22 protein-coding genes are annotated in these 22,316 nt (G+C 63.3%); 16 read left to right on the forward strand and 6 right to left on the reverse strand.

The window, feature by feature from the left end; genetic code table 11:
- The first annotated feature begins 256 nt into the window (after window positions 1-256).
- The 6 genes from F8A90_RS01735 to F8A90_RS01760 all read left to right on the forward strand — a co-directional run bounded on the left by F8A90_RS01735 (window position 257) and on the right by F8A90_RS01760 (window position 5,022).
- On the forward strand, window positions 257-742 hold the full coding sequence (locus tag F8A90_RS01735; protein ID WP_200018633.1) for a PepSY domain-containing protein: 486 nt from the start codon (window positions 257-259) through the stop codon (window positions 740-742).
- Window positions 743-893: 151 nt separating this feature from the next.
- Complete coding sequence (locus F8A90_RS01740; RefSeq protein WP_166019714.1) at window positions 894-1,592, forward strand: winged helix-turn-helix domain-containing protein; 699 nt, start codon at window positions 894-896, stop codon at window positions 1,590-1,592.
- Window positions 1,589-2,953, forward strand: coding sequence for a sensor histidine kinase (locus F8A90_RS01745; protein ID WP_166019715.1), 1,365 nt, complete (start codon window positions 1,589-1,591; stop codon window positions 2,951-2,953). The genes F8A90_RS01740 and F8A90_RS01745 overlap by 4 nt, the downstream gene beginning before the upstream one ends.
- Window positions 2,954-3,296: 343 nt before the next feature.
- Entirely contained in the window at window positions 3,297-3,962 is a 666-nt protein-coding gene (locus F8A90_RS01750) for an ankyrin repeat domain-containing protein (RefSeq protein WP_200018635.1), read from the forward strand.
- Window positions 3,963-3,988: 26 nt separating this feature from the next.
- Complete coding sequence (locus F8A90_RS01755) at window positions 3,989-4,483, forward strand: hypothetical protein (RefSeq protein ID WP_166019717.1); 495 nt, start codon at window positions 3,989-3,991, stop codon at window positions 4,481-4,483.
- Complete coding sequence (locus F8A90_RS01760) at window positions 4,480-5,022, forward strand: retropepsin-like aspartic protease family protein (RefSeq protein WP_166019718.1); 543 nt, start codon at window positions 4,480-4,482, stop codon at window positions 5,020-5,022. The genes F8A90_RS01755 and F8A90_RS01760 overlap by 4 nt, the downstream gene beginning before the upstream one ends.
- Window positions 5,023-5,170: 148 nt before the next feature.
- On the opposite strand, the gene gnd is transcribed toward F8A90_RS01760, so the two are convergent.
- The 3 genes from gnd to F8A90_RS01775 all read right to left on the reverse strand — a co-directional run bounded on the left by gnd (window position 5,171) and on the right by F8A90_RS01775 (window position 10,755).
- On the reverse strand, window positions 5,171-6,154 hold the full coding sequence (gnd, locus tag F8A90_RS01765; RefSeq protein ID WP_200018637.1) for a phosphogluconate dehydrogenase (NAD(+)-dependent, decarboxylating): 984 nt from the start codon (window positions 6,152-6,154) through the stop codon (window positions 5,171-5,173).
- A gap of 168 nt (window positions 6,155-6,322) precedes the next feature.
- Window positions 6,323-7,576, reverse strand: a complete 1,254-nt coding sequence (locus F8A90_RS01770) for a ribonucleotide-diphosphate reductase subunit beta (protein ID WP_166019720.1) — start codon at window positions 7,574-7,576, stop codon at window positions 6,323-6,325.
- Window positions 7,577-7,854: 278 nt separating this feature from the next.
- On the reverse strand, window positions 7,855-10,755 hold the full coding sequence (locus F8A90_RS01775; protein ID WP_200018638.1) for a ribonucleoside-diphosphate reductase subunit alpha: 2,901 nt from the start codon (window positions 10,753-10,755) through the stop codon (window positions 7,855-7,857).
- A 599-nt stretch (window positions 10,756-11,354) separates the two neighbouring features.
- On the opposite strand from F8A90_RS01775, the gene F8A90_RS01780 reads away from it, so the two are divergent.
- The 4 genes from F8A90_RS01780 to F8A90_RS01795 all read left to right on the forward strand — a co-directional run bounded on the left by F8A90_RS01780 (window position 11,355) and on the right by F8A90_RS01795 (window position 14,625).
- Entirely contained in the window at window positions 11,355-12,065 is a 711-nt protein-coding gene (locus tag F8A90_RS01780; RefSeq protein ID WP_200018639.1) for a response regulator, read from the forward strand.
- A 3-nt stretch (window positions 12,066-12,068) separates the two neighbouring features.
- Window positions 12,069-13,730: an ATP-binding protein gene (locus tag F8A90_RS01785; RefSeq protein WP_200018640.1), complete on the forward strand. Its 1,662-nt coding sequence runs from the start codon at window positions 12,069-12,071 to the stop codon at window positions 13,728-13,730.
- Between the two features lie 24 nt (window positions 13,731-13,754).
- Complete coding sequence (locus F8A90_RS01790; protein WP_200018644.1) at window positions 13,755-14,204, forward strand: lipocalin-like domain-containing protein; 450 nt, start codon at window positions 13,755-13,757, stop codon at window positions 14,202-14,204.
- 214 nt (window positions 14,205-14,418) lie between these two features.
- Window positions 14,419-14,625 (forward strand): cold-shock protein, encoded by a 207-nt coding sequence (locus F8A90_RS01795; protein ID WP_043333698.1) that lies wholly within the window; start codon window positions 14,419-14,421, stop codon window positions 14,623-14,625.
- A gap of 237 nt (window positions 14,626-14,862) precedes the next feature.
- Here F8A90_RS01795 and F8A90_RS01800 read toward each other — a convergent pair whose 3' ends face one another.
- Window positions 14,863-15,774 (reverse strand): LysR family transcriptional regulator, encoded by a 912-nt coding sequence (locus F8A90_RS01800; RefSeq protein WP_054555293.1) that lies wholly within the window; start codon window positions 15,772-15,774, stop codon window positions 14,863-14,865.
- Between the two features lie 500 nt (window positions 15,775-16,274).
- Here F8A90_RS01800 and F8A90_RS01805 point away from each other — a divergent pair, with 500 nt between their 5' ends.
- Window positions 16,275-17,222: an MliC family protein gene (locus F8A90_RS01805; RefSeq protein ID WP_200018646.1), complete on the forward strand. Its 948-nt coding sequence runs from the start codon at window positions 16,275-16,277 to the stop codon at window positions 17,220-17,222.
- Between the two features lie 154 nt (window positions 17,223-17,376).
- Window positions 17,377-17,997: an FMN-dependent NADH-azoreductase gene (locus tag F8A90_RS01810; RefSeq protein ID WP_200018649.1), complete on the forward strand. Its 621-nt coding sequence runs from the start codon at window positions 17,377-17,379 to the stop codon at window positions 17,995-17,997.
- Between the two features lie 142 nt (window positions 17,998-18,139).
- Here the strand turns inward: F8A90_RS01810 and F8A90_RS01815 are convergent, their stop codons facing one another.
- The gene (locus tag F8A90_RS01815) at window positions 18,140-18,766 is read right to left on the reverse strand and encodes an IMPACT family protein (RefSeq protein ID WP_200018651.1); all 627 of its coding nucleotides are present in this window, start codon (window positions 18,764-18,766) and stop codon (window positions 18,140-18,142) included.
- A 26-nt stretch (window positions 18,767-18,792) separates the two neighbouring features.
- Window positions 18,793-19,269, reverse strand: a complete 477-nt coding sequence (locus F8A90_RS01820; RefSeq protein WP_043333703.1) for a LexA family protein — start codon at window positions 19,267-19,269, stop codon at window positions 18,793-18,795.
- Between the two features lie 436 nt (window positions 19,270-19,705).
- On the opposite strand from F8A90_RS01820, the gene ccmA reads away from it, so the two are divergent.
- The 4 genes from ccmA (at window position 19,706) to ccmD (ending at window position 22,310) form a co-directional block, all read left to right on the forward strand.
- On the forward strand, window positions 19,706-20,455 hold the full coding sequence (gene ccmA / locus F8A90_RS01825) for a cytochrome c biogenesis heme-transporting ATPase CcmA (protein WP_233593399.1): 750 nt from the start codon (window positions 19,706-19,708) through the stop codon (window positions 20,453-20,455).
- A complete protein-coding gene (ccmB, locus tag F8A90_RS01830) occupies window positions 20,452-21,174 on the forward strand; it encodes a heme exporter protein CcmB (protein WP_200018654.1) in 723 nt (240 codons plus the stop codon). The genes ccmA and ccmB overlap by 4 nt, the downstream gene beginning before the upstream one ends.
- A gap of 165 nt (window positions 21,175-21,339) precedes the next feature.
- Window positions 21,340-22,116, forward strand: a complete 777-nt coding sequence (locus tag F8A90_RS01835; protein WP_200019833.1) for a heme ABC transporter permease — start codon at window positions 21,340-21,342, stop codon at window positions 22,114-22,116.
- Window positions 22,116-22,310: a heme exporter protein CcmD gene (ccmD, locus tag F8A90_RS01840; RefSeq protein WP_166019729.1), complete on the forward strand. Its 195-nt coding sequence runs from the start codon at window positions 22,116-22,118 to the stop codon at window positions 22,308-22,310. The genes F8A90_RS01835 and ccmD overlap by 1 nt, the downstream gene beginning before the upstream one ends.
- The last annotated feature ends 6 nt before the right edge of the window (window positions 22,311-22,316 follow it).

Genomic DNA, 22,316 nt, shown 5'->3' on the forward strand with positions numbered 1-22,316 from the left:
CACCCTCCTCAAGGATGGCTGGGCATGGCGCTCACTGTGGGCCAGGCGACCTTGCGCGACGCTGAGACGTGAATTCATCTGAGGTTCATTGCCTCCTGTCAGTCTCTGCATCACAGGGTCAGTGGTTGCTCTCGGAGTGGTCCGCGTTGTTCCAACGCAGGTTTGATTGCACATTCCGTTGCTAGATTGCTCGCCACGCGCAAGCGTCCGCCATGGGCGCACACCAGCCCCGCCGTCATTCACGAGGTTCCCCTTCATGCAGACTCCTCACAAGGCTCAGCCAGACGCCAATGCAGCGCGTGGCAGTCAATGGCGGCAACGTTATGTCTGGCTGTGTCTCGGGCTCGGGAGCCTGCTGGTCGGTGCGCTGGCTCTGCCACCGCATGCGCTGTGTGACAGCGAGCGCTGGCGCAGCCTGCACGATGAAGTCGCCGCCGGACGCGTCATCTCGTTGTCCGAGCTGCTCGATAGCCTCGAGCGTGACTGGCTGGGGCAGGTGGTCGAGGTGGAGCTCGAAGAGACACATGGCGAGCTGATCTACGAGGTCGAGATGCTCGGCCCGCAGGGCCAGATGGCCAGATTCACCGTGCGTGCCTCGGATGGCAGTCTGCGTGAGGTGCGCGGGGTCAATCTCGATGCCATGCGTCGTGCTGGCAGTGGTTCCTTGTCTGAGCCCCTGCCCGAGACCGGCGACGCGCCGCTTGCGTCTGACGCTGGTAGTGCCGAGAGCGAGCGTCAGTAGGGCACGGCAGGCAGAGACCGCGCCAGGCAGTGCCAGCGCAGGCTTTGATAAGGCGCCGAGGGTGCCTGGCGGCCCGGAGGAACGGTATGCTAGTGCCATTGTCCATTGCGCCACCGGTAGAACGCCGCTTGCGTCAGGAGCCCGAGAATCGATGAAGATATTGCTGGTTGAAGATGACATGCCGTTGGCCGAAGCGCTGATGGCGCGCCTGGGAGAAGCCGATGTTCTGGTTGAGCATGCCACTACCGGGGGAGACGCCGACTTTCTGATCCAGACCGAGAGCTACGATGCCGTGGTGCTGGATCTCGGCCTGCCGGACGGCGATGGCACCCGCTGGCTGTCCCAGTGGCGAGAAGCCGGCATCGAGGTGCCGGTGCTGGTACTGACCGCGCGGGAGCGCTGGTCTGACAAGGCTGCCGGCTTCTCTGCCGGCGCCGATGATTACGTCACCAAGCCCTTCGAGACCGCCGAGGTCATCTTCCGCCTGCGCGCCCTGGTGCGTCGCTCACGCGGCCATGCCCACCCCGTGCTCAAGCTGGGTGATCTGGCCTGTGACACCCACGGCGGTACCGTCAGTCTGGCGGGGCGCCCCGTGTCGCTGACCGCCCAGGAAACGCGCCTGCTGATGCACCTGATGCACGCCGTGCCCGGTGTGGTCAGCCGTTCTGAACTGGTCGAGCATGTCTATGACCGCGACCACGAACCCGATTCCAACGTCATCGACGTGCAGATCAGCCGTCTGCGCCGCAAGCTGGGTGCCGAGCGCATCGAGACGCTGCGCGGACGTGGCTATCGTCTGCGTGATCCGGACGCCGAGACACAGGCGCCGACGGATGGCCGTGACGCATGAAGCCACTGTCCGTCGGCCGCCGCTTGCTGGGCGGCTCGCTGGTCATTGCCTTGATCGTCATGCCGCTGACCGGGCTCGGTCTGGCCTGGAGCTTCCGTGATGCCGTGACCACCGCCTTCGACCAGCGCCTGCTGTCGCTGTCGAAGGTGCTGATCGCCGCCATCCAGTTCGACCGCGAGAAGGGCCGCCCCGGCCTGACACGCTCGCTGGGCGACCCACGCTTCGACCAGGCCTACTCGGGCTGGTACTGGCAGATTTCCGATCGCAACGGCAATGTACTGACGTCGCGCTCGCTGTGGGACCAACGCCTGCCGCCGCTGGAAGACATGGACAAGGGCGTCATCATAAGTCGTGACCTCAAGGGGCCGCGCCATCAGGTGCTGCGCTCCCTCGAGCGTGATATTCGCCTGCCCGGCCGCAATCAGCCACTGCACGTGATGGTGGCGGCCAGTCGTAGCGAGGTCGATGCCGAGGTCGCGCGCTTCGAGTGGCTGCTGGCGGGTGCGCTGGTGGCCTTGGCATCGCTTCTGGTATGCGGCTCTGCCGCCCAGATCAGCTGGGGGCTGGCGCCTCTGCGGCGCCTGCGGGCTCGCCTCAAGAAGGTCGCCGACGGCGAGGCGGAGCGGCTGGAGGAGACCCGCCTGCCGCCGGAGCTGACCGAGCTGACCCGCGCCATCAATGCCGTGCTCGAGCGTGACCAGCGCTTGATCGAGCGTGGTCGCGCGGCGGCCGGCAATCTGGCGCATGCCCTCAAGACGCCGGTCAGCGTGCTCAAGGCGCAGTCCGAGCGCTTCGACGGCGAGGACCGTGCGCGGATCGACGCCGAGCTCAGGCGCATCGATGAAGCCGTGCGTCACCACCTGGCGCGTGCCAGTGCCGCCGGTGGCGCGCATCTCAGCGGGCGCATCAGCCTGCGTGAGGCGGCGGGGCCGGTCTTCGAGGGGCTCGGGCGGTTGGCGAGTCGGCGTGGCATCACGCTCAGTCTGGCGCTGGAGGATGACGCCAGCGTGAGGGTCGACCCCCAGGATCTGCAGGAAATGGTCGGCAATCTGCTCGAGAACGCCTTGCAGTGGGCGCGCCAGCAAGTGCGCGTCAGCAGCGAGACCCGCGATGGCGGCGTGCTGTTGATCATCGAGGATGATGGCCCCGGCATGAATGAAGAAGAGGGCGCTGCCGCTCTGGGGCGTGGGGCGCGTCTTGATGAAGGGCGCTCCGGTTCCGGTCTGGGGCTGGCGATCGTTGATGATCTGATGGCGCTCTACGGGGGCGAGCTGGCGCTGGAACGCTCCAGTCTGGGCGGGCTGGCGGCACGCGTCTGGCTGCCGAGCTCTCCGCTGGTCGGGGCACAGCCGACGGAGTGACAGGGCGTCGCCTCGTTTATCGTCGGTCTTGTCTTGATAGTCAAGCGCTATCACAGCCATCCCGAGAGATGATTGGGCGCGGCCAGGGCGACACCGTATTCTGACGGTGTCCGGCTGGCAGCTGGACGGGCTTCGTTTCTGAGTCTCGTCTGCCGCGCCCTGCGGTGATGACGAACTGGCGCTCCTTCGGGAGCGCTTTTTTTTGCCTGTCATTCGCCACGCCGTGCCTGATCGATGATGCTCAAGGTGATGATTGAACGCTGGCGGGGCTAACGGTCACGCTCAGGATCGCATAGGCTGTCAGAGAGTAAGCATCCGTTACGCCGGGCGTCAGGAGGTGGTGATGAAGGACATGACAATGTGTGCTCAGCATGGCGATCTGGAGGGCCTGGCGCAGGCATTGGCCGCCCCCGATGCGCACGAGCGAGTCAATGACGTGGATTATCGCGGGCGCTCGCCATTGCTGGTCGCGGTGCAGGCCAATCAGCCGGAAGCGGTAGAGGCACTGCTGTTCGCCGGCGCCGATTGCGAGCAGACCGATGCTCTGCATGACACGCCCCTGCTCGCCGCCGCCGCTCTCGGCTATGGCCGCTGTCTGAGCCAGCTGCTGGCGCATGGCGCCTCGGCGACGGTACTCAATCGCTTCTCCTCCACTGCGCTGATGTCGGCCAGTGAGCGTGGTCATGCCGATATCTGCCGTCAGCTGCTCGAGGAGACCGATGTCGACGTCAATCACCAGAATACGCTCGGCTGGACGGCGCTGATCGAGGCCGTGCTGCTGGGGGATGGTGGCGTTGACTATCAACAGGTCGTCGAGCAGCTGCTGGCCCACGGTGCCGACGTCAATCTGGCGGATGCCGAAGGTGTCACGCCGCTGGCGCATGCGCGCTGGCGCCAGTTCGATGCGCTGTGCGAGAGGCTGGAAGCGGCAGGTGGTCGGGAGCAGGGCGTCGCCCATGATGTAAGTGAAGACGTCCATGCCCGTACCTCGACACCGCGTCGTGCATGATGGCACCGACCACAAGGAGGCATCGCATGGCGTTGACCTGGGGACTGATCATCATCGGCATCGCCTTGCTGCTGCTCGGTGGCTATCGCTGGCAGCAGGCGCAGTCCTTCGCCCGCAACAGCGCACAGGTGATGGGCGAGGTCATCAATCACGACCGCACCCTGCACGTCGAAGGGCGTGGCCCTATCCATCTGCCCAAGGGGGGCAGGCTCAGCGAGGATGAAGCCCTGGCGATGGCGGGTCTGCCGCCGGGCGGACGCTTCAATATCGAGTCGATCCAGTATGCGCCCGTGGTGCGCTATCAGGATCAGCGTGATGGCTGGCACGAGATCATCTCGCCGCTGGCGGTTCCCTCGCCGACACCCGCGGTGGGGGAGAGCATGGCACTGGTCTATCGCCTGGATGCCCCGCATGAGGCCAGTTTGCCGGGAACGCGCGGCTGGCTGATCGGAGTGCCGTTGATACTGGGCTTCGCACTGTGCGCCGTCGGTTTGCGCCTGCTGTTGCGGGGTGGTGGATGAGTGATTCAGGGGGCGGCGCGACCCGCCGTTATGGTGTCGGCATGCTGGTGCTGTGCTGGGCGCTGATTCTCGCCATGCTGGTGTGGTGGTTTCAGGGCCAGCTTGATGAGCGCACCCGGCCCAATGCCTCGCTGGCCGGCCAGTCGCTGTCATCTGGAGAGCCACTGACGCTGTCGCGCAATCGCTCAGGGCACTTCGTGGCCCCCGGCACGATCAACGGTGAGCCGGTGACCTTCCTGCTCGATACCGGTGCCACCTATGTCTCGGTGTCCGAAGCGCTGGCCGAGCGTCTGCAGCTGCCACGCGGGCGGGATGCGCGCTTCACCACCGCCAATGGCGTCAGTCACGGCGCACTGACGACATTGGACGCCGTCAGCCTGGCGGGGCTCAGCCAGCGCGAGGTGCGCGGGGCCATCGTGCCGGGCATGCACGATGAGGTGGTGCTGCTGGGAATGAGTTTTCTAGGGGAGTTCGATATCAACATGCGCGGTCAGCAGATGACGCTGACGCCGGTGGATGGCGCTGGCGGCGGCCGATAACGTCCGTGGTTGAAGCTGAGGGCTGACCGGGCTGGCAAAAGGGCGGCTGACACTCCACCGCTCTGCCAGCAGACTCTGCAAACGACAACGCCCCGCTCATGATCTCCATGAGCGGGGCGTTTCACGTCTGGCATGTCAGAGCAGGCGATCAGTCCTTCTTGGGCGGCTCGACATGGCCACCGAAGCCAAAGCGCATCGCTGACAGCAGGCGGTTGGCGTAGGTGTTTTCCTTGCGCGAGCTGAAGCGCGAGAACAGCGCATTGGCCAGCACCGGCACGGCAACGCCCTGCTCGACAGCGGCATCGACGGTCCAGCGACCTTCGCCACTGTCGGAGACGGCTCCGCTGTAGTGATCCAGGCGCTCGTCACCGGCCAGTGCCTGGGCGGTCAGGTCGAGCAGCCAGGAAGACACCACGCTGCCACGACGCCAGACCTCGGCGATATCGGCCAGATTGAGGTCGAAGCGCTGATCTTCCGGCAGCGCGTCGGAGCCCTTGCTCTGCATCAGCTCGAAGCCTTCGGCGTAAGCCTGCATCAGGCCGTACTCGATGCCGTTGTGGACCATCTTCACATAATGACCGGAACCGACCGGACCGGCGTGGATGTAGCCGCGCTCGGCGCGCTCATCCGGGGCGTTGCGGCCCTTGGTGCGCTCCAGATCGCCATAGCCCGGGGCGAGGGTGTCGAACAGCGGCTCGAGATGCTCGAACACGGCCTTCTCGGCGCCGATCATCATGCAGTAGCCGCGCTCCAGGCCCCACACGCCGCCGGAAGTGCCCACATCGACGTAGTTCAGGCCCTGAAGCTTCAGGGCCGTGGCACGGCGGATGTCGTCCTTGTAGAAGGTGTTGCCGCCATCGATGATGGTGTCGCCGGCTTCCATCAGCTCGGCAAGCGTGGCGATGGTCTGCTCGGTGATCTCGCCAGCCGGCAGCATGACCCAGACGGCGCGCGGCGCCTCGAGCTGTTGAACCAGTTCCACGAGGCTATCGACGTGCGTCGCACCGTCGGCGACCAGTGACTGGGCGATTGCCGCGTCACGATCATGGGCGACCACTTCGTGGCCATTGCGCATCAAGCGACGAGCGATATTGCCGCCCATGCGGCCGAGTCCGATGATACCGAGTTGCATGTTCGTTCCTTTCACGTGAAGCCGGGGAGAGTCGGGACGGCGCGAAGCCTACCCTGTGCGGGCGCTGGACGCAAAAACGGGCCATATCAATGACATGGCCCGTTGGGGTGCTCAGCGGAGACAGGCGTCAGTCGCGTGCCTGTCCCCGGGAGAGGGAGTGATCAGCGATCAATCCCAGCTCAGGGCACCGCCGACCTGATATTCGGTGACGCGCGTCTCGAAGAAGTTCTTCTCCTTGCGCAGGTCGATGATCTCGGACATCCACGGGAACGGGTTCTTGGCGCCCGGGAACTGCTCCTTGAGGCCCAGCTGCGCGAGACGACGGTTGCAGATGAAGTGGAGGTATTCCTCCATGATGGCCGCGTTCATGCCCAGTACGCCGCGCGGCATGGTGTCACGCGCGTATTCGATCTCGAGCTGGGTGCCTTCCAGAATCATCTGGGTGACTTCGTCCTGGAATTCGGCAGTCCACAGGTGCGGATTCTCGACCTTGATCTGGTTGATCACGTCGATGCCGAAGTTCAGGTGCATGGACTCGTCACGCAGGATGTACTGGAACTGCTCGGCGACGCCGGTCATCTTGTTGCGACGACCCATGGACAGGATCTGGGAGAAGCCGCAGTAGAAGAAGATGCCTTCGGTGACGGCGTAGAAGCCGATCAGGTTGCGCAGGAATTCCTGGTCCGCTTCCGGTGTACCGGTGTGGAAGTCGGCACGCGCCAGCGCCTGGGTGTGCTTGAGGCTCCAGGCGGACTTGCGCGCCACGGAGTCCACTTCACGGTACATGTTGAAGACTTCGCCTTCGTCCATGCCCAGTGACTCGATGCAGTACTGGTAGGCGTGGGTGTGGATCGCCTCTTCGAAGGCCTGACGCAGCAGGTACTGGCGGCACTCCGGGTTGGTGATGTTCTTGTAGACGGCCAGCACCAGGTTGTTGGCGACCAGCGAGTCGGCAGTGGAGAAGTAACCCAGCGAACGCATCACGATCAGGCGCTCGTCCTCGGTCAGGCCGTCCTGGCTCTTCCAGAGCGCGATGTCCGCGTTCATGTTCACTTCCTGCGGCATCCAGTGGTTCGCGGAGCCGTCGAGGTACTTCTGCCATGCCCAGTCGTACTTGAAGGGCACCAGCTGGTTGACGTCGGCGCGGGCATTGATCATGCGTTTCTCGTCGACCTGAATGCGCTGGGCACCCATTTCCAGTTCTTCCAGACCCTTGGCCACGTCGAGATCGTCCAGCGCCTGCTGGGCGCGGGCGATGCGCTCGGCATCGCTGATCGCGTAGCCTTCGCTGTTCTCGCTCGCGACGACAGCGTCAGCCGCCGGGGCAGCAGCGGGAGCTTCGGACTGCGGCGCCGGTTTGGCTGTCGCCGGCTTCTCGGCAGCGGGGGCTTCGTCTTCGTGGAAATCGTCCCAGTTCAACATGTTGCGTTCCTCGTGTTCGGTGATGGTCACGCGGGCAGTCAGCGTGACGAAAAGGCAGGGGCGGTGCGTTCTACGACGCGAGCGCCATCGAGTGGCGTGGCTCCCGGAGGGGAGTCAGGCCCGGGCTTGTTTCGAGGTAATGTCAGGAGGCAGTGATTGTTGGTGGCGGCACAAGACCGAGCCAGGCTCGGTCTTGAGGGTTTGCCGCAGTCCGCCTGCAAAGCATGACCTGGCAGGCGGTGAGTCAGCGTCAGCGGACTCGGGTCTGGCGCAATCGCTTACTGACAGGCCTCACAGCCCAACTCATCGATGTTGCTGGCGGAGGGGGCACGCTGACCGCTCTTGCCCTGCAGGAAGTCTTCAATGCCACGCGGTTCCGGCTTGGCTTCCGGTGCCGGGGTCGGCGCGGGAGCCGGTGCCGGAGTCGGTGCATTGCCGACGGCGTTGTGCTTGCTGCGATCGACGGTGGATTTCTCCACGGCGGTCGCACCCAGAGCACGGAGGTAATAGGTGGTCTTGAGGCCACGGAACCATGCCATGCGGTAGGTCACGTCCAGCTTCTTGCCGGACACGCCCTGGATGTACAGGTTCAGGGACTGGGCCTGATCGATCCACTTCTGACGACGCGAGGCGGCTTCGACGATCCACTTCGGTTCGACTTCGAAGGCGTTGGCGTACAGCGCCTTGAGGTCTTCCGGGATGCGCTCGATCGGCTGGACGCTGCCATCGTAGTACTTGAGGTCGTTGATCATGACCTCGTCCCACAGGCCGCGCGCCTTGAGGTCGTTGACCATGTAGGCGTTGACCACGGTGAACTCGCCAGACAGGTTCGATTTGACGAACAGGTTCTGGTAGGTCGGTTCGATGGACTGCGAGACGCCACAGATGTTGGAGATCGTCGCGGTCGGCGCGATCGCCATCACGTTGGAGTTGCGCATGCCCTGGGTGCGGACCTTCTCGCGGATGTAGTCCCAGTCCTGGGTCTGGCTTTCGTCCATCTCGATGTAGTCGGCGCCACGCTCGGTCTTGAGCTTCTCGATGGAATCGATCGGCAGGATGCCCTGACTCCACAGAGAGCCGTCGAAGCTCTCGTAACGTCCACGCTCGGCGGCCAGATCACTGGAAGCTTCGATGGCGTGATAGCTGACGAGTTCCATGGATTCGTCGGCGAAGGTCACGGCTTCTTCGGAGGCATAGGCGATGGACTGTGCGTAGAGCGCGTCCTGGAAGCCCATGATACCGAGGCCGACCGGGCGGTGACGCATGTTGGAGCGACGCGCCTGCGGTACGGCGTAGTAGTTGATGTCGATGACGTTGTCGAGCATGCGCACGGCGGTACGCACCGACTTCTTGAGCTTGTCTCCGTCCAGCTTGCCGTCGATGACGTGCTGCGCCAGGTTGATCGAGCCCAGGTTGCAGACCGCGATCTCATCCTCGGAGGTGTTGAGGGTGATCTCGGTGCACAGGTTGGACGAGTGCACGACACCGGCGTGCTGCTGCGGGCTGCGCAGGTTGCACGGGTCCTTGAAGGTGATCCACGGGTGGCCGGTCTCGAACAGCATGGAGAGCATCTTGCGCCACAGATCACGCGCCTTGACGCGCTTGTAAAGCTTCAGCTGGCCCTGACGGGTCATCTCCTCGTACTGCTCGTAACGCGCTTGGAAGGCCGCGCCGTACAGATCGTGGAGGTCCGGGCAGTCGGACGGCGAGAACAGGGTCCACTCGGTGTCATCGAAGACACGCTTCATGAACAGGTCCGGCACCCAGTTGGCGGTGTTCATGTCGTGGGTACGACGACGGTCATCACCGGTGTTCTTGCGCAGGTCGAGGAATTCCTCGACATCCATGTGCCAGGTTTCCAGATAGGCACAGACGGCGCCCTTGCGCTTGCCACCCTGGTTGACGGCAACGGCGGTGTCGTTGACGACCTTCAGGAAGGGCACGACGCCCTGGGATTTGCCGTTGGTGCCCTTGATGTAGGACCCCAGCGCACGTACCGGCGTCCAGTCATTGCCGAGACCACCTGCCCACTTGGAGAGCATGGCGTTGTCGCGGATGGCGCCGTAGATGCCGTCGAGGGCGTCCGGCACGGTGGTCAGGTAGCAGCTGGACAGCTGGCTGCGACGGGTACCGGCGTTGAACAGGGTCGGCGTGGAGGCCATGTAGTCGAAGCTGGACAGCAGCTCGTAGAACTCGATGGCGCGACCTTCGCGGTCTTCCTCGTTCAGGGACAGACCCATGGCGACACGCATGAACATGACCTGCGGCAGCTCATAGCGCACGTCGTTCTGGTGCAGGAAGTAGCGGTCGTACAGGGTCTGCAGGCCGAGATAGGTGAACTGGTTGTCACGTGTGTGATCGATGGCCGCGCCGAGGCGATCCAGATCGAAGGTGGCCAGTTGCTCATCCAGCTGCTCGAAGGCGATGCCGCTCTCGATGTAGGCCTTGAAGGCGACCGGGTAGTGCTCCTTCATCTCGCCGAAGGTGGCCTCGTCAGCGACCTTGAGGAAGCTCAGGGCTTCGCGGCGCAGGTTGTCCTGCAGCAGGCGGGCGGTGACGTAGGTGTAGTTCGGGTCCTTCTCGACCAGCGTACGCGCGGTCATCATCAGCGCGGTGGACACGCCATCGACCGGCACGCCGTCGTACAGATTCTTCAGGGAGTCATCGACGATCTTCTGGGCATCGACGTTGGAGAGCTCGGCGCAGGCATCGAAGACGAGGGTCTCGATACGGCCCAGATCCAGCGGACGCACGCTGCCGTCGAGGTGGGTGACATTGATGGTCGGGTGCGGCTTGGCGATGCCTTCGCTCTGGGCGCTGCGGGCACGGGCGTGCTCATCGCGGTACAGCACATAGGCGCGGGCGACCTTGTGCTCGCCGGAGCGCATCAGCGCCAGCTCGACCTGATCCTGGATGTCTTCGATGTGCAGGGTGCCACCGTCAGGCATGCGACGCTGGAAGGCGTCGGTGATCTGGCTGGTCAGCTGCTGAACCAGGTCGCGGATGCGCGAGCTGGACTCGACCTGATCGCCTTCCACGGCGATGAACGCCTTGGAGAGAGCGACGGAGATCTTGCTGGCGTCGAAGGCCGCAACATCGCCATTGCGCTTGATGACGCGCAGGCGCTGGGGGGCAGTCACGTCGACTGTCGCCTGATCGGTGCTGAAAGTGGAATCCATGACGCCTTCCTGAATCGTCTGAAGGTGAATCGTTGCCCGTTAGGGCTCGAGGGCAATTCGTATCGGGTCGCAGGCTGGAAATTCCCGTCTGCGGCCGGGGACATTCTGTCGTCGTCAGCCTTGTCGTCGAGAAACTCGATCAGGCTCAGACGGGGCAATCGACGCCCGGGCTGAGCCTGATATCGTTCATGAGACACGGATCCAGCAGCCTTGCGTGACTGCCGTCCCATACGCTGATTCATGCTTTCGGGGCTTGACAATCGTCGCCATGATCTATGGGTGTCGACGTCGCCAAAACCCTACATATGGGGTGTGAGCTGATTTTGGACACAAGATAGTGTTGTTTGGTGGGGCGTGCAAGTGGATAACATGTGGGTAAGGTGTGGTTGAAAATCCGGCCTTGCCGCTGGGGGATGTCAAGAGTTCAGGTGTTAAATTTTCTGCGCTCCGTCAAAGCAGATGGTGCCTGCGCTGCTGGCGCGTAAACGCCCAAATTGGCGTATCATTCGTGACAAATCACCCTGAAAAGGTTACGACGTGGCACAGGAAAGTAACTGCTTGTGAGCTGCTGGCCACGTTGACCCAACGATGCGGATGGAATGCCCTTGGATACCAATGCGCAAGAACATGTATTGATTGTTGAGGATGACGAGCGTCTGGCGACACTGACGCGCGAATACCTTGAAGCCAACAACTTCCGCGTGAGCGTCGAGAATGACGGCGCGCGGGCGGTGGACCTGATCATCAGTCTGCGCCCCGACATCGTGATTCTGGACCTGATGCTGCCGGGCGAGGATGGCCTGTCCATCTGTCGTCGCGTGCGACCTCAGTTCGCCGGGCCGATCCTGATGCTGACGGCGCGTACCGATGACATGGATCAGGTGCTGGGGCTGGAGATGGGCGCCGACGATTACGTGCCCAAGCCGGTACAGCCGCGTGTTCTGCTGGCACGCATGCGGGCCTTGCTGCGTCGTGCCGATGGCCCTGAAGTGCCCGCCGGTGAGACGCGCCTGGTGTTCAATGATCTCGAGATCGACAACGCCACCCGTGAGGCATGGTTGGCGCGCGAGCGCATCGAACTGACCAGTGCCGAGTTCGACCTGCTGTGGCTGCTGTCCTCGAATGCGGGACGCGTGCTGACGCGCGAGGAGATCTTCTCTGCGCTGCGCGGCATCAAGTACGACGGCCAGGACCGCTCCATCGACGTGCGTGTCTCGCGCATCCGCCCCAAGATTGGCGATGACCCCAATCATCCTGAGCGGATCAAGACGGTGCGCAGCAAGGGATACCTGTTCGTCAAGGACCTCTAGACGATGCGCCGGGCTCTCTCCGACAGCATCTTCCTGCGTGTCTATGTCGCCTTACTGGTGGCATTGGTGCTCACGCTGGGCATCGCGCTGGGCGGCTTTCAGCTGACCAACATGGTCCGGCTGGAGGCGTACCAGACGCGTCTGGGTGCGGCGCCGATGCGCCTGCTGGTGAGCCAGATCGCGGCCACGCCGGAAGCTGAGCGTGGGGCCTTCCTCAATCGGACCGCCCAGCTGCTGGATGGGCGGTTGTTGCTGGCACCGGCGGCGGTCTTTGACCTCAGCTGGTGGGAGCAGCGCCGCCTTGAAGCAGGGCGGCCGCTGGTACGGCCCCATGATGACGCCGGCTGGCAGCTGCTGATGGCGGTGCCGGGCGAAGAGAGAGTGCTGGAATTCCGGCTACTGCATCTCGCGGAGCGGCAGTTGCGCGGGTTGATGGTGTCGCTGCATGACACCCTGCAGCCCATGAATGCCGAGCAGCGCAGCGACTTGCTGGCCCGGCTGCAGCAGGCCTCCGGTCTGTCCTTCGCGCTGCTGCCGGACATTCCGCAGAATCTCGATGCGCAGCAGGCCAGCCGCCTGGAGGCCGGTCGTGTGGTGCTCAACGTGGCCAGTCACGGTCAGGCGATGGCGCTCTATACTCGTCTGGGTGACCGCACCATGCTCAAGGTCGGGCCCATCCGCGGCTTCGAGACGACACCGCCGGCCTTGATCATCGCCATGATACTGGCGGTCATCAGTCTATTGGGCGGCGTCATCTATCTGGTGGTGCGTTCACTGGAGGCGCGCCTGACGCGCCTGGAAAAGGCTGCGACACGCATTGCGGGCGGTTATCTCGATACGCGAGTGCGCATCGAGTCCAATGACTTTCTCGGGCGTCTCGGCATGGCCTTCAATGGCATGGCCGAGCGGGTGCAGGGGTTGCTGGGCGCGCAGCAGGACATGATTCGAGCGGTCTCGCATGAATTGCGTACCCCGGTGGCGCGTATCCGCTTCGCACTGCAGATGATCGAGGACATGGTCGATGATGATTTCGTCCAGCGTCAGATAAAGGGCGCAGACGGTGACATCGAGGAACTCGACAAGCTGATCGACGAGATCCTGACCTACGCCCGCCTCAACAATGCCGCCGGTATCCAGCTGGATCTCGGCATGGTGGATTGCCGTGAGATCGCGGAGCAGGTCTGCGAGACGCTGGCGCCGCTGCACCCTGAATTGCTGCTGAGCATCGAAGGTGAGGCGCTGGAGGTCGAGGCCGAGGCGCGCTATCTGCAGCGGGCGCTGCAGAATCTGGTCTCCAATGCCTGCCGGCATGCGGACTCCCGTGTGCTGGTGCGCATCACCAGTGACCCGCAGGTGGTCAGGCTCGATGTCGAGGACGATGGCCCCGGCATCAATGAGGAAGACCGCAAGAAGGTCTTCAAGCCCTTTGCGCGCCTGGATGATTCGCGTACGCGTGCCTCCGGCGGCTACGGGCTGGGGCTCTCCATCGTGCAGAAGATCCTGCATTCCCACGGCGGCAGTGTGGTGGTGGACAAGGGCAGGTCGCTCAAGGGCGCACGCTTCAGCCTGTTGCTGCCACTGACCTCCAGTCAGCTGGAACGCAAGGCGCCTGTGCCCTTGCCGCCGGTCAAGCCGCCGTCACTCCATGACGAGCACACCACCTGATCACGACCGTTTGAGGAATCGGCCATGCGGCAATCTTCCTTGTCACTGCATCCTGACTTGATCGGCGCATGGCGGCTCGAGCGTTTCTGGTATGCCTGGCCGGATGGACGCGAGCTGGAGCCGCTGGGCGAGTGCAAGGGCCAGCTGCATTACATGGCCAATGGCTATATGAGTGTGCAGCTGGTGTCCTGTGACCGTCAGCCTCTGGGGATGGCGCCGACGGATGATCAGCTGGTCGCCGCCTTTCGTGAAGGCTTTGCCTACTGTGGGCGCTGGCAGTGGGACAGTGAGCGGGAAGAGGTCTGCCATCATCTGTCGCTGGCCACGATCGCCGACTGGGATGAGGTGACGCTCGTGCGGCGGGTCACGCTCGAGGGGGACCGCCTGCTGCTGGGGACCGATGCGCCGAATCTGCAGCTGCCGGAAGGTGGATTTCTGACATGGCTTGAGTGGCATCGATTGACGACTGTGTGAAGTGATTGTCGAAAAGGCTTGACGTGATCATGGGTTAGCGTGCAATGTAGCCCCTGTTGGATAGCAAGACGCACCACTCAGTCGCTTGTGCTGCTCGGTAAATCGCCTTGAGCGCCCCGAGAAGCCTCGCTGATTTGATGCATGGTTTTGCTTTGCCCACGCTCTTCGGGTAATGCCCGTTATTTCAAACATGCTAATCAGAGAGGAATTTCTCATGGCTACAGGTACAGTTAAGTGGTTCAACGACGCTAAAGGTTTTGGTTTCATCGCTCCGGCTGACGGTGGTGACGATCTGTTCGTTCACTTCTCCGAAGTCCAGGCTGATGGCTTCAAGACCCTGCAGGACGGCCAGCAGGTCTCCTTCGACGTGACTCAGGGCCAGAAAGGCCTGCAGGCAGCCAACGTCAAGGCTATCGACTGATCATCACTCATTGCGGAATGCTTTCCGCTTGAGATGATAGATGTCAAGAACCGCCCCAGCTCATGCTGGGGCGGTTCTGTTTGTGCTGAAGAAAAGTCTTGCGCGCAAGCCGTAGTGATATGGCGCGAATACGCAGTGAACAGCAATGACAAGAAGCCCCACCACTCGACAGGCCGCAAGGCATCGAGTGGTGGGGCTTTCGTGTATCCATTCCTCGTAAGCGCTGAAGCCCGGGTATCAGGCAGGCTTCACGCCACTCAGCACCTCGAATGATGTCTCACGGGCGGTACGCAGGAAGTCGTCCATCCACGGCGTGCCGAGCAGGTCTTCTCTGACGGCGGCGTAAAGTGTCGCCCAGACACCGTCGCCCAGCGACAGGCCACGCACGTAATCACGTGTCAGATATTCGGCCAGCGCCCAGTTGGGGAGCGCCGTGACGCCGCGGCCGCTGGCGACCAGCTGCATCATCATCACCGTCATCTCGGCGCTGCGGATCTCGCGCGGGCTCACATTGGCCGGTTCGAGGAACTGGGTGAAGACGTCCAGGCGATCATGCTCGACCGGATAGATGATCAAGGTCTCGTCACACAGGTCCTGCGGCTCCACATGGCCCTTGATGGCCAATGCATGCTGGCGTGCCACGGCCAGCATGACCTCATAGCGGAACAGCGGGATGTACTGGATGCCGGTCATCTCCACCGGGTTGGCGGTGATGACCAGGTCCAGCTGCTCACGGCCCAATGCCTGCAGGGGAGCGAAGCTGTGGCCCGAGGGGATATCGACTTCAATCTCCGGCCAGTGATCGCGGAAGCGATCCACCGTGGGCATCAGCCACTGAAAGCAGCTATGGCACTCGATGGCCATGTGCAGTCGGCCCTGCTCGCTTCCCGCCATGCGGGCAATGTCGCGCTCAGCCATGCGGAACTGCGGCAGTACCTGCTCTGCCAGCGACAACAGGCGCTGTCCGGCGCGCGTGAATTCTACCGGCCGTGTCTTGCGGATGAACAGTGGCGCGCCCAGGCGCTCCTCGAGGTCCTTCAACTGATGGGACAGGGCGGACTGGGTGAGGTGGACACGCTCCGCGGCTTCGACCAGCGAGCCTGCATCACGCAGGGCCAGCAGGGTACGCAGATGGCGCAATTCAAGCATGATGAATGGTGCTCATGTTGATAGGTTGAAAAAGGTACGTCGTGGAAGGTCACCATCATGACGCGCGGCTGCCAGAGGGCGCTCATGACACTGTCTCATATTCATGGCGATTCGCGTATCACTGGGGGCGCTGGAACATGAAGGGGGCCGGAGTCGGATGCCAGGAGGGTGTCATGCAAGGCCGGCAGGGCACGTGTCTTGCGCCAACAGTGTATTCCCATCCCCACAAGGCTCACTGCGCTTGATAGACTTTGGCAGAGTGCGCCAGGAAGGCCGCCGTCTCCGCCTTGAAGTCCAGCCATGCCGCAGTGTCTCGTCGCGCGAGTCCTGCGCTGCATCTTGTCGTCCGACATGCCCAGGGAGGGTTCATCATGTCACGTCATTGCTGTCGTCTTTTTGCCATTTCCCGTGCGTTGCCTCATGGGTGGGCCACGAGCCTCACGCCAGGGGTGATCGCTGCCGGGCGAGCAGGCTTGCGCCTGTCGCCTCTGGCGGTGCCCATGCTACTGGCCGGATGTACCTCCCTGCCGTGGAGTCAGGACGCCACGACAGGGGGGAGGGCTGGTCAGCCGCCGCTGAAGGTGCCGGCCCCCGCGCAGGACCCGGGTCCCGTGGTGCATGAAGTGGCGAAGAAGCCTGCGCCGCCCAGTGCGGAGTCGCTGGGCAAGGCCGCTGCCGTGACCTTGCCCTCCAGCTTTCTGCCCCCGCCCCGAGCGAGCGAGTATCAGGTATGGCGCTGCACTCCGGCGCAGGATCTGCTGATGGCCTTCAGCGAAGGTGATGCCGAGGCGTCGCATGACTGGCTGCGGCTGTGGTCACGGCGGCATGCCTATACCCTGGAGCGGGTCGTCAGTGCCTCGGGCGCGCGCTATCAGGCCAATGCCGGTGCATCGCCGGCCGGGCAGGCGTCCGGTGATGGGAAGGCACTGCCCGGCGAAGAGGGGCTGGAGGTGTGGTTCAAGGGTTCCGAGGCGATGCTGCAGAATGCCCGCGGCAATCTGGAGTGTGTGCAGGATGATCGGCGCGTGATTCATCCAACGACGCAAAAGCCGCTATTGGTGGCGCAGGGCAATGAGCCGGGCTGGCAGGTCAGTCTCGACAGCCAGCACAATCTGCTGACGCTGACGGCTATGCAGGGCTTGCTCGAGTCGCCACACGAGGCGCAGGCATCCGAGCGCTCTGCAGAGGCTGATGCTCGCTCGTCAGGTGTTCAGGTGGTGAAGCTGCCTTATCGGGTCGCCCGAGAGGCAAGCGATAGTCGTGTGCTCAAGGCGCAGCTCTCGACTGACGGCAAGCAGAGCGAGCCGTTGCAGCTGGTGGTCGCGCCGGGTGCCTGCTTCGATTCCATGCAGGGCGCGCCCTATCCCCTGACGGCGACCTTGACGATTGCAGGGCAGGAATTGAAAGGCTGTGGCGAGGCGTTCCGTTATCAGCCGGGGGCCGAATAAGGGGCATGACTGGCTATAGTGTTCGTTTTTTTCGAATGATATAGGCGATTTAAGTCGCTTTTCGTGTGGAATGGTTCATTTATCATGCTGTGCATGCGGATCGGGTCGAATACCGTCGACAGGATCGCGCCTCACCTTGATGGAGACCCTCTACATGTCAAAAGCTTCGCTCAATGTCCTGCTGGTGTCTGCTTCCCTGTTCGCTGACAAGGGCAATTCACGTGCGCTGGCCACATCCTTCCTCAGTGCGCTCGAGGCCTCCGGGCAGCCATTTCAGCTGACGCACCATGATCTGGTCGAGCGTGACCTGCCGCATCTCGATGGCGTGGAAATGCAGGCCTGGATGACGCCAGCGGATGAGCGCAGCGCCGAGCAACGCAAGCTCGCCGCACTGTCCGATGGTTTTCTGGCCGAGCTGAGAGAGGCAGACCTGCTGGTCGTCGCGGCACCGCTCTACAATCTGGGCCTGCCGACGCAGATGAAGGCGTGGTTCGACCGGGTGCTGCGTGCCGGCGAGACCTTCCGTTACACCGAGATGGGGCCGTCAGGTCTGCTGGAAGGCAAGCAGGCACTGGTATTGGCAGCACGTGGCGGGATGTATGCGGGCAGTGAGTTGGATTCCCAGACTCCGCATCTCAAATCCATGCTTGGGCTGATGGGCATTACTGAGCAGCACTTCATATACGCTGAAGGCCTCAACATGGGCGATGAGCAAAAGGTGGGGGCTTTGTCAGAGGCGAGGACCAACATCGCCAACTACGTAGATGCTCTCTGACCCGATGTATCCGCTGTAGCTGAGCCACATGGGGTGAGCATGATGAACGAAAACGCCACCGCCGCTCTGAGAGGAGCGGCGGTGGCGTTTGTGCTATCGGGAATCAGAGGTCACTGGGGGGGAGTCAGGTTGTCGGAAACGCTCAGCTTTGGTCTTCGAGCACTTCCAGTGCGCCCTTGAGGCGCGCATGCAGTTCTTCCAGCGGCGGTTGGGCGCCACCTTGCGGCCAGCCCGCCGTCAACACCACGCCATCGGCACCATAGTCGCTGGCATCCACCGGCACGTCGTAGCCGCTCAGCCAGTGGCGAGCATCGGCTTCATGGGCGAAGCCGACCTTCAGGCGCCTGGGCGTGCGCGGCGTGAAGGTCGTGGTGGGCAGGTGCTCGAGCGCCTCGAGCACCGCGCGGCTGTATGCGCGCGCCAGGCCACCGGTACCCAGCTTGATGCCGCCGAAGTAGCGGATCACCACACAGGCCACCTGGCCGACGCCGCTGCCGTCGAGCACCTGATACATCGGTCTGCCGGCGGTGCCACCCGGCTCACCATCATCGGAAAAGCCGATGGCGTTCTGCTCATTCGGCGCCCCGGCGATGAACGCCGTGCAGTGGTGGCGCGCGTTGGGGTGGGCGAGATGCGCCTGGGCCAGCAGCCGCGTCATGCCGTCTGGCGTCGGGGCATGGGCCAGCCAGGCGATGAAGCGGCTCTTCTCGATCTCGATGCTGTGTTCATGGTGCGCCTCGGGCGCCAGTGCCGGTATCTGATAGCTCATCTTGCCATCTTACCAAAGCATCGCTCTCAGTGAGTGACGGCATTGCCGCGGACCACGCCCATCACCATGCCCAGCACTTCGATATCGGCATTCTTGAGATAGATGGGGGCCATGCTGTCATTGGCCGGCTGCAGGCGCACGCCGGTCTTCTCGATATACAGCTTCTTCAGCGTCACTTCCTGCTGATTGATCATCACCACGGCGGTCTCGCCGTTCTCGGCGCTTTCGCTGCGTTCGATGATGATGATGTCGCCATCATGGATATTGCAGTTGATCATCGAGTGGCCGCGCACGCGCAGGGCGTAGGTGTTGCGGCGCACCATGCGTGTCGGCACGGCAACCGTACCGCAGTCGGCGATGGCTTCGATGGGCATGCCGGCGGTGATGTTGCCGAGCAGCGGGATATCCATCATGTCGCTGGCGGTGATTTCCTGCCAGGCCTGGTCATTGAGCGGCAGGTTGTGAAGACGCTGAAGGTAGTGCGGAGCGTGAAGACGTGACATGAGCTATCCCCTGATGCCATGCGGTCGGCGCGGATGGTGCGTCGGCCTGCGGTGCAGCGTGGAGGGTCGTCAGGCTGAGTTCATCTGTCGCCTGCTAGGCTCCGCGGACATGCTGACAACGCGTTGAGCCGACCCGATCAGTCTGTGCCTGCACTCGGCAGGCGTGTGATGAAGGTACTGTATGGATACTGTTTTTGTATACAGTGTCTGCATCATAGCAAGCTCTCGCGAAGTGGCAAGAGGTGAGCGAATTGACTGGCGCCAATTCAGCGGAAGTGTGTCGTATGAATGTGCATCACAAGTCGCTGATTTATTTCTCGAGTGCTTGACTGCCCGTCATGGCGGGGCTCTGAGGTCAGGCGATTGGCTGCTCGGTGGTCAGTGTCGGTCTCAGCTCGTAGAATGGCACGCAGTGACCCTTCGGAGTCAGCCTTTGATGTCGCACTCCGCGATGGCCCAGCCGCGAGTACTCGGGATGCCCAGCCAGCCTGCCAGCGATGAAGTCTGTAGCGCGCCGCCTCTGTTGACGGTCGTGGCGCTCGGCTGTGAGCGTGATGAGCGCTGGCTGTTCGAGGGGCTGGATCTCTCGCTGCATGCGGGAGAGATCCTGCAGGTCGAAGGGCCCAATGGCAGTGGCAAGACCACCTTGCTCAAGATTCTGTCCGGGCAGTTCCATGATCACGAGGGAGAAGTGCTGTGGCGCGGCCAGCCCACCTCGCGGATACGTGATGACTTTCTGGGCTCACTGCTTTATCTGGGCCACCAGCCCGGCATCAAGGGTGCCCTGACCGCATTGGAAAACCTCGCCTGGTATCAGGCACTTGGTGGTCAATCGCAGGAGGGGGGAGAGGCTCGCAGCGAGCTTGCCTGGGCGGCGCTGGACGCCGTGGGGCTGGCCGGTTTCGAGGATGTGCCTGCCCAGCAGCTGTCCGCCGGTCAGCAGCGGCGTATCGCGTTGGCGCGACTGCATCTGACGCCACGCCGGCTGTGGGTGCTGGACGAGCCCTTCACCGCCATCGATCGCGACGGCGTTCAGGCGCTGGAAGCATTGCTGCTGGCCCACGCCCAGCGTGGGGGCAGCGTGGTGATGACGACTCATCATCGCTTCTCACAGGCCTCGCGCTTGCGACGGATATGTCTGGGACACGCCGCAGGCGTGGATTCGAGAGGGAGCGTCTCGGCATGAACCATGAGCTGCTGACGGCACTGCCCGAGGCCCCGCCCACCAGTTCGCTGGCCGGTGCCTTCAAGGCGACCCTCGCGCGCGACCTGCGTCAGGCGCTGCGCCGACGCAGTGAGCTGATCAATCCGCTGGTGTTCTTCGCCCTGGTGATCACGCTGTTTCCGTTGGGCATCTCACCGGACAAGGCGCTGCTGGCCACATTGGCACCGGGCTTATTGTGGGTGGCGGCGTTGCTGGCAACGCTGCTGTCACTGGATGGCCTGTTCCGGCAGGACCTGGACGACGGCAGCCTCGAGCAACTGTTGCTGACACCGCAGCCATTGCCGTTGCTGGTACTGGCCAAGGTGGCGGGCCACTGGCTACTGACCGGCTTGCCGCTTGCCCTGATGGCGCCACTGCTGGGGGTGATGCTTGGCCTGCCGAGCGCTGCCTTTGCCGTGTTGATCGCCTCGCTGTCGCTGGGCAGCATGAGTCTGTCCTTGATCGGTGCGATCGGTGCAGCGTTGACGGTCGGGCTGCGGCGCGGCGGTGTGCTGCTCTCGTTGATCATCCTGCCACTGTACATCCCGGTGCTGATCTTTGGTGCCGGCGCCGTACAGAGCGCCGTCAACGGCATGCCCAGTCTGGCGCATCTGGCCATTCTGGGCGCGATGCTGGCGCTGGCCCTGCTGCTGGCGCCGCTCGCCATCGCCGCCGGACTCAGGCTGAGCATCAATGGCTAGCCCGATCAAGAACTGCATGACGCTGCCCGAGTATTCTCGGGCATTCGCAAGGCTCTTCATTGCCCCTGACAAGAGGCCCGTGTGACCGCCGATTCCGACTCTCCTCAAGCGCCTTCCCGCAAGGTTCGCCCCCGCAAGGGCGGACTGTGGCCGTGGCTGCATCGCATGGGCGCACCGGCGACCTTCTTCGCGGCCAGCCAGCGCTGGCTGCCATGGTTCTGGGCCCTGGCGATCATCGCGCTGGTGGCCGGCAGTGTCTGGGGGCTGGCCTTCGCGCCCGCCGACTACCAGCAGGGCAACAGCTTCCGCATCATCTATGTGCATGTGCCGGCGGCGATTCTCGCCCAGTCGTGCTTCATGCTGCTGGCGGTGTGCGCGCTGCTCTTCCTGGTGTGGAAGATCAAGCTGGCGGACATGATCGCCACGGCTGCCGCTCCCGTCGGCGCCTTGATGACGGCGCTGGCACTGTTCTCCGGCTCGGTATGGGGCATTCCCACCTGGGGCACCTGGTGGATCTGGGATGCCCGGCTGACGTCGATGCTGATCCAGCTGTTCCTGTATCTGGGCGTGATCGTGCTGCGTGGCTCCTTTGCCAGTCGTGACAGCGGTTCGCGTGCGGCCTCGATCCTCGCGCTGGTCGGCATGGTCAATATCCCGATCATCAAGTATTCGGTGGACTGGTGGAGCACACTGCATCAACCGGCCACCTTCACGCTCAGCGAAGCACCGCCGATGCCGGCCAGCATGTGGATTCCGTTGCTGTTGATGGTGATCGGCTTCTACGCCTTGTTCGGCGCATTGGTGCTGATGCGCACTCGCGTCGAAGTCCTGCGTCGCGAGAGCCGCAAGCAGTGGGTGCGTGATCTGCTGAGGCCGCACTCGGACTCACGCCCCGGCCAGAATTCGCCTGCGGGCTCCGTTTCCACAGAGGGTGATCACTGATGAGCCTGCCCGATGTCGCTTTCTCGAGTGTCAGCGAGTTCTTCGCCATGGGCGGCCATGCGCTGTATGTGTGGTCCGCCTGGGGGCTGACGGCGACGTGCCTCGCGGGGCTGGTGATTGCCACGCGGCTGTCCCGTCGCGCGGTGGAGGCCGATATCCGCCGTCGCCTGCGTCGGGAATCCGCCCGCTCCTGAATCCAT

The organism is Cobetia sp. cqz5-12 (assembly GCF_016495405.1).
In the GTDB taxonomy this organism is placed as follows: Bacteria; Pseudomonadota; Gammaproteobacteria; order Pseudomonadales; family Halomonadaceae; genus Cobetia.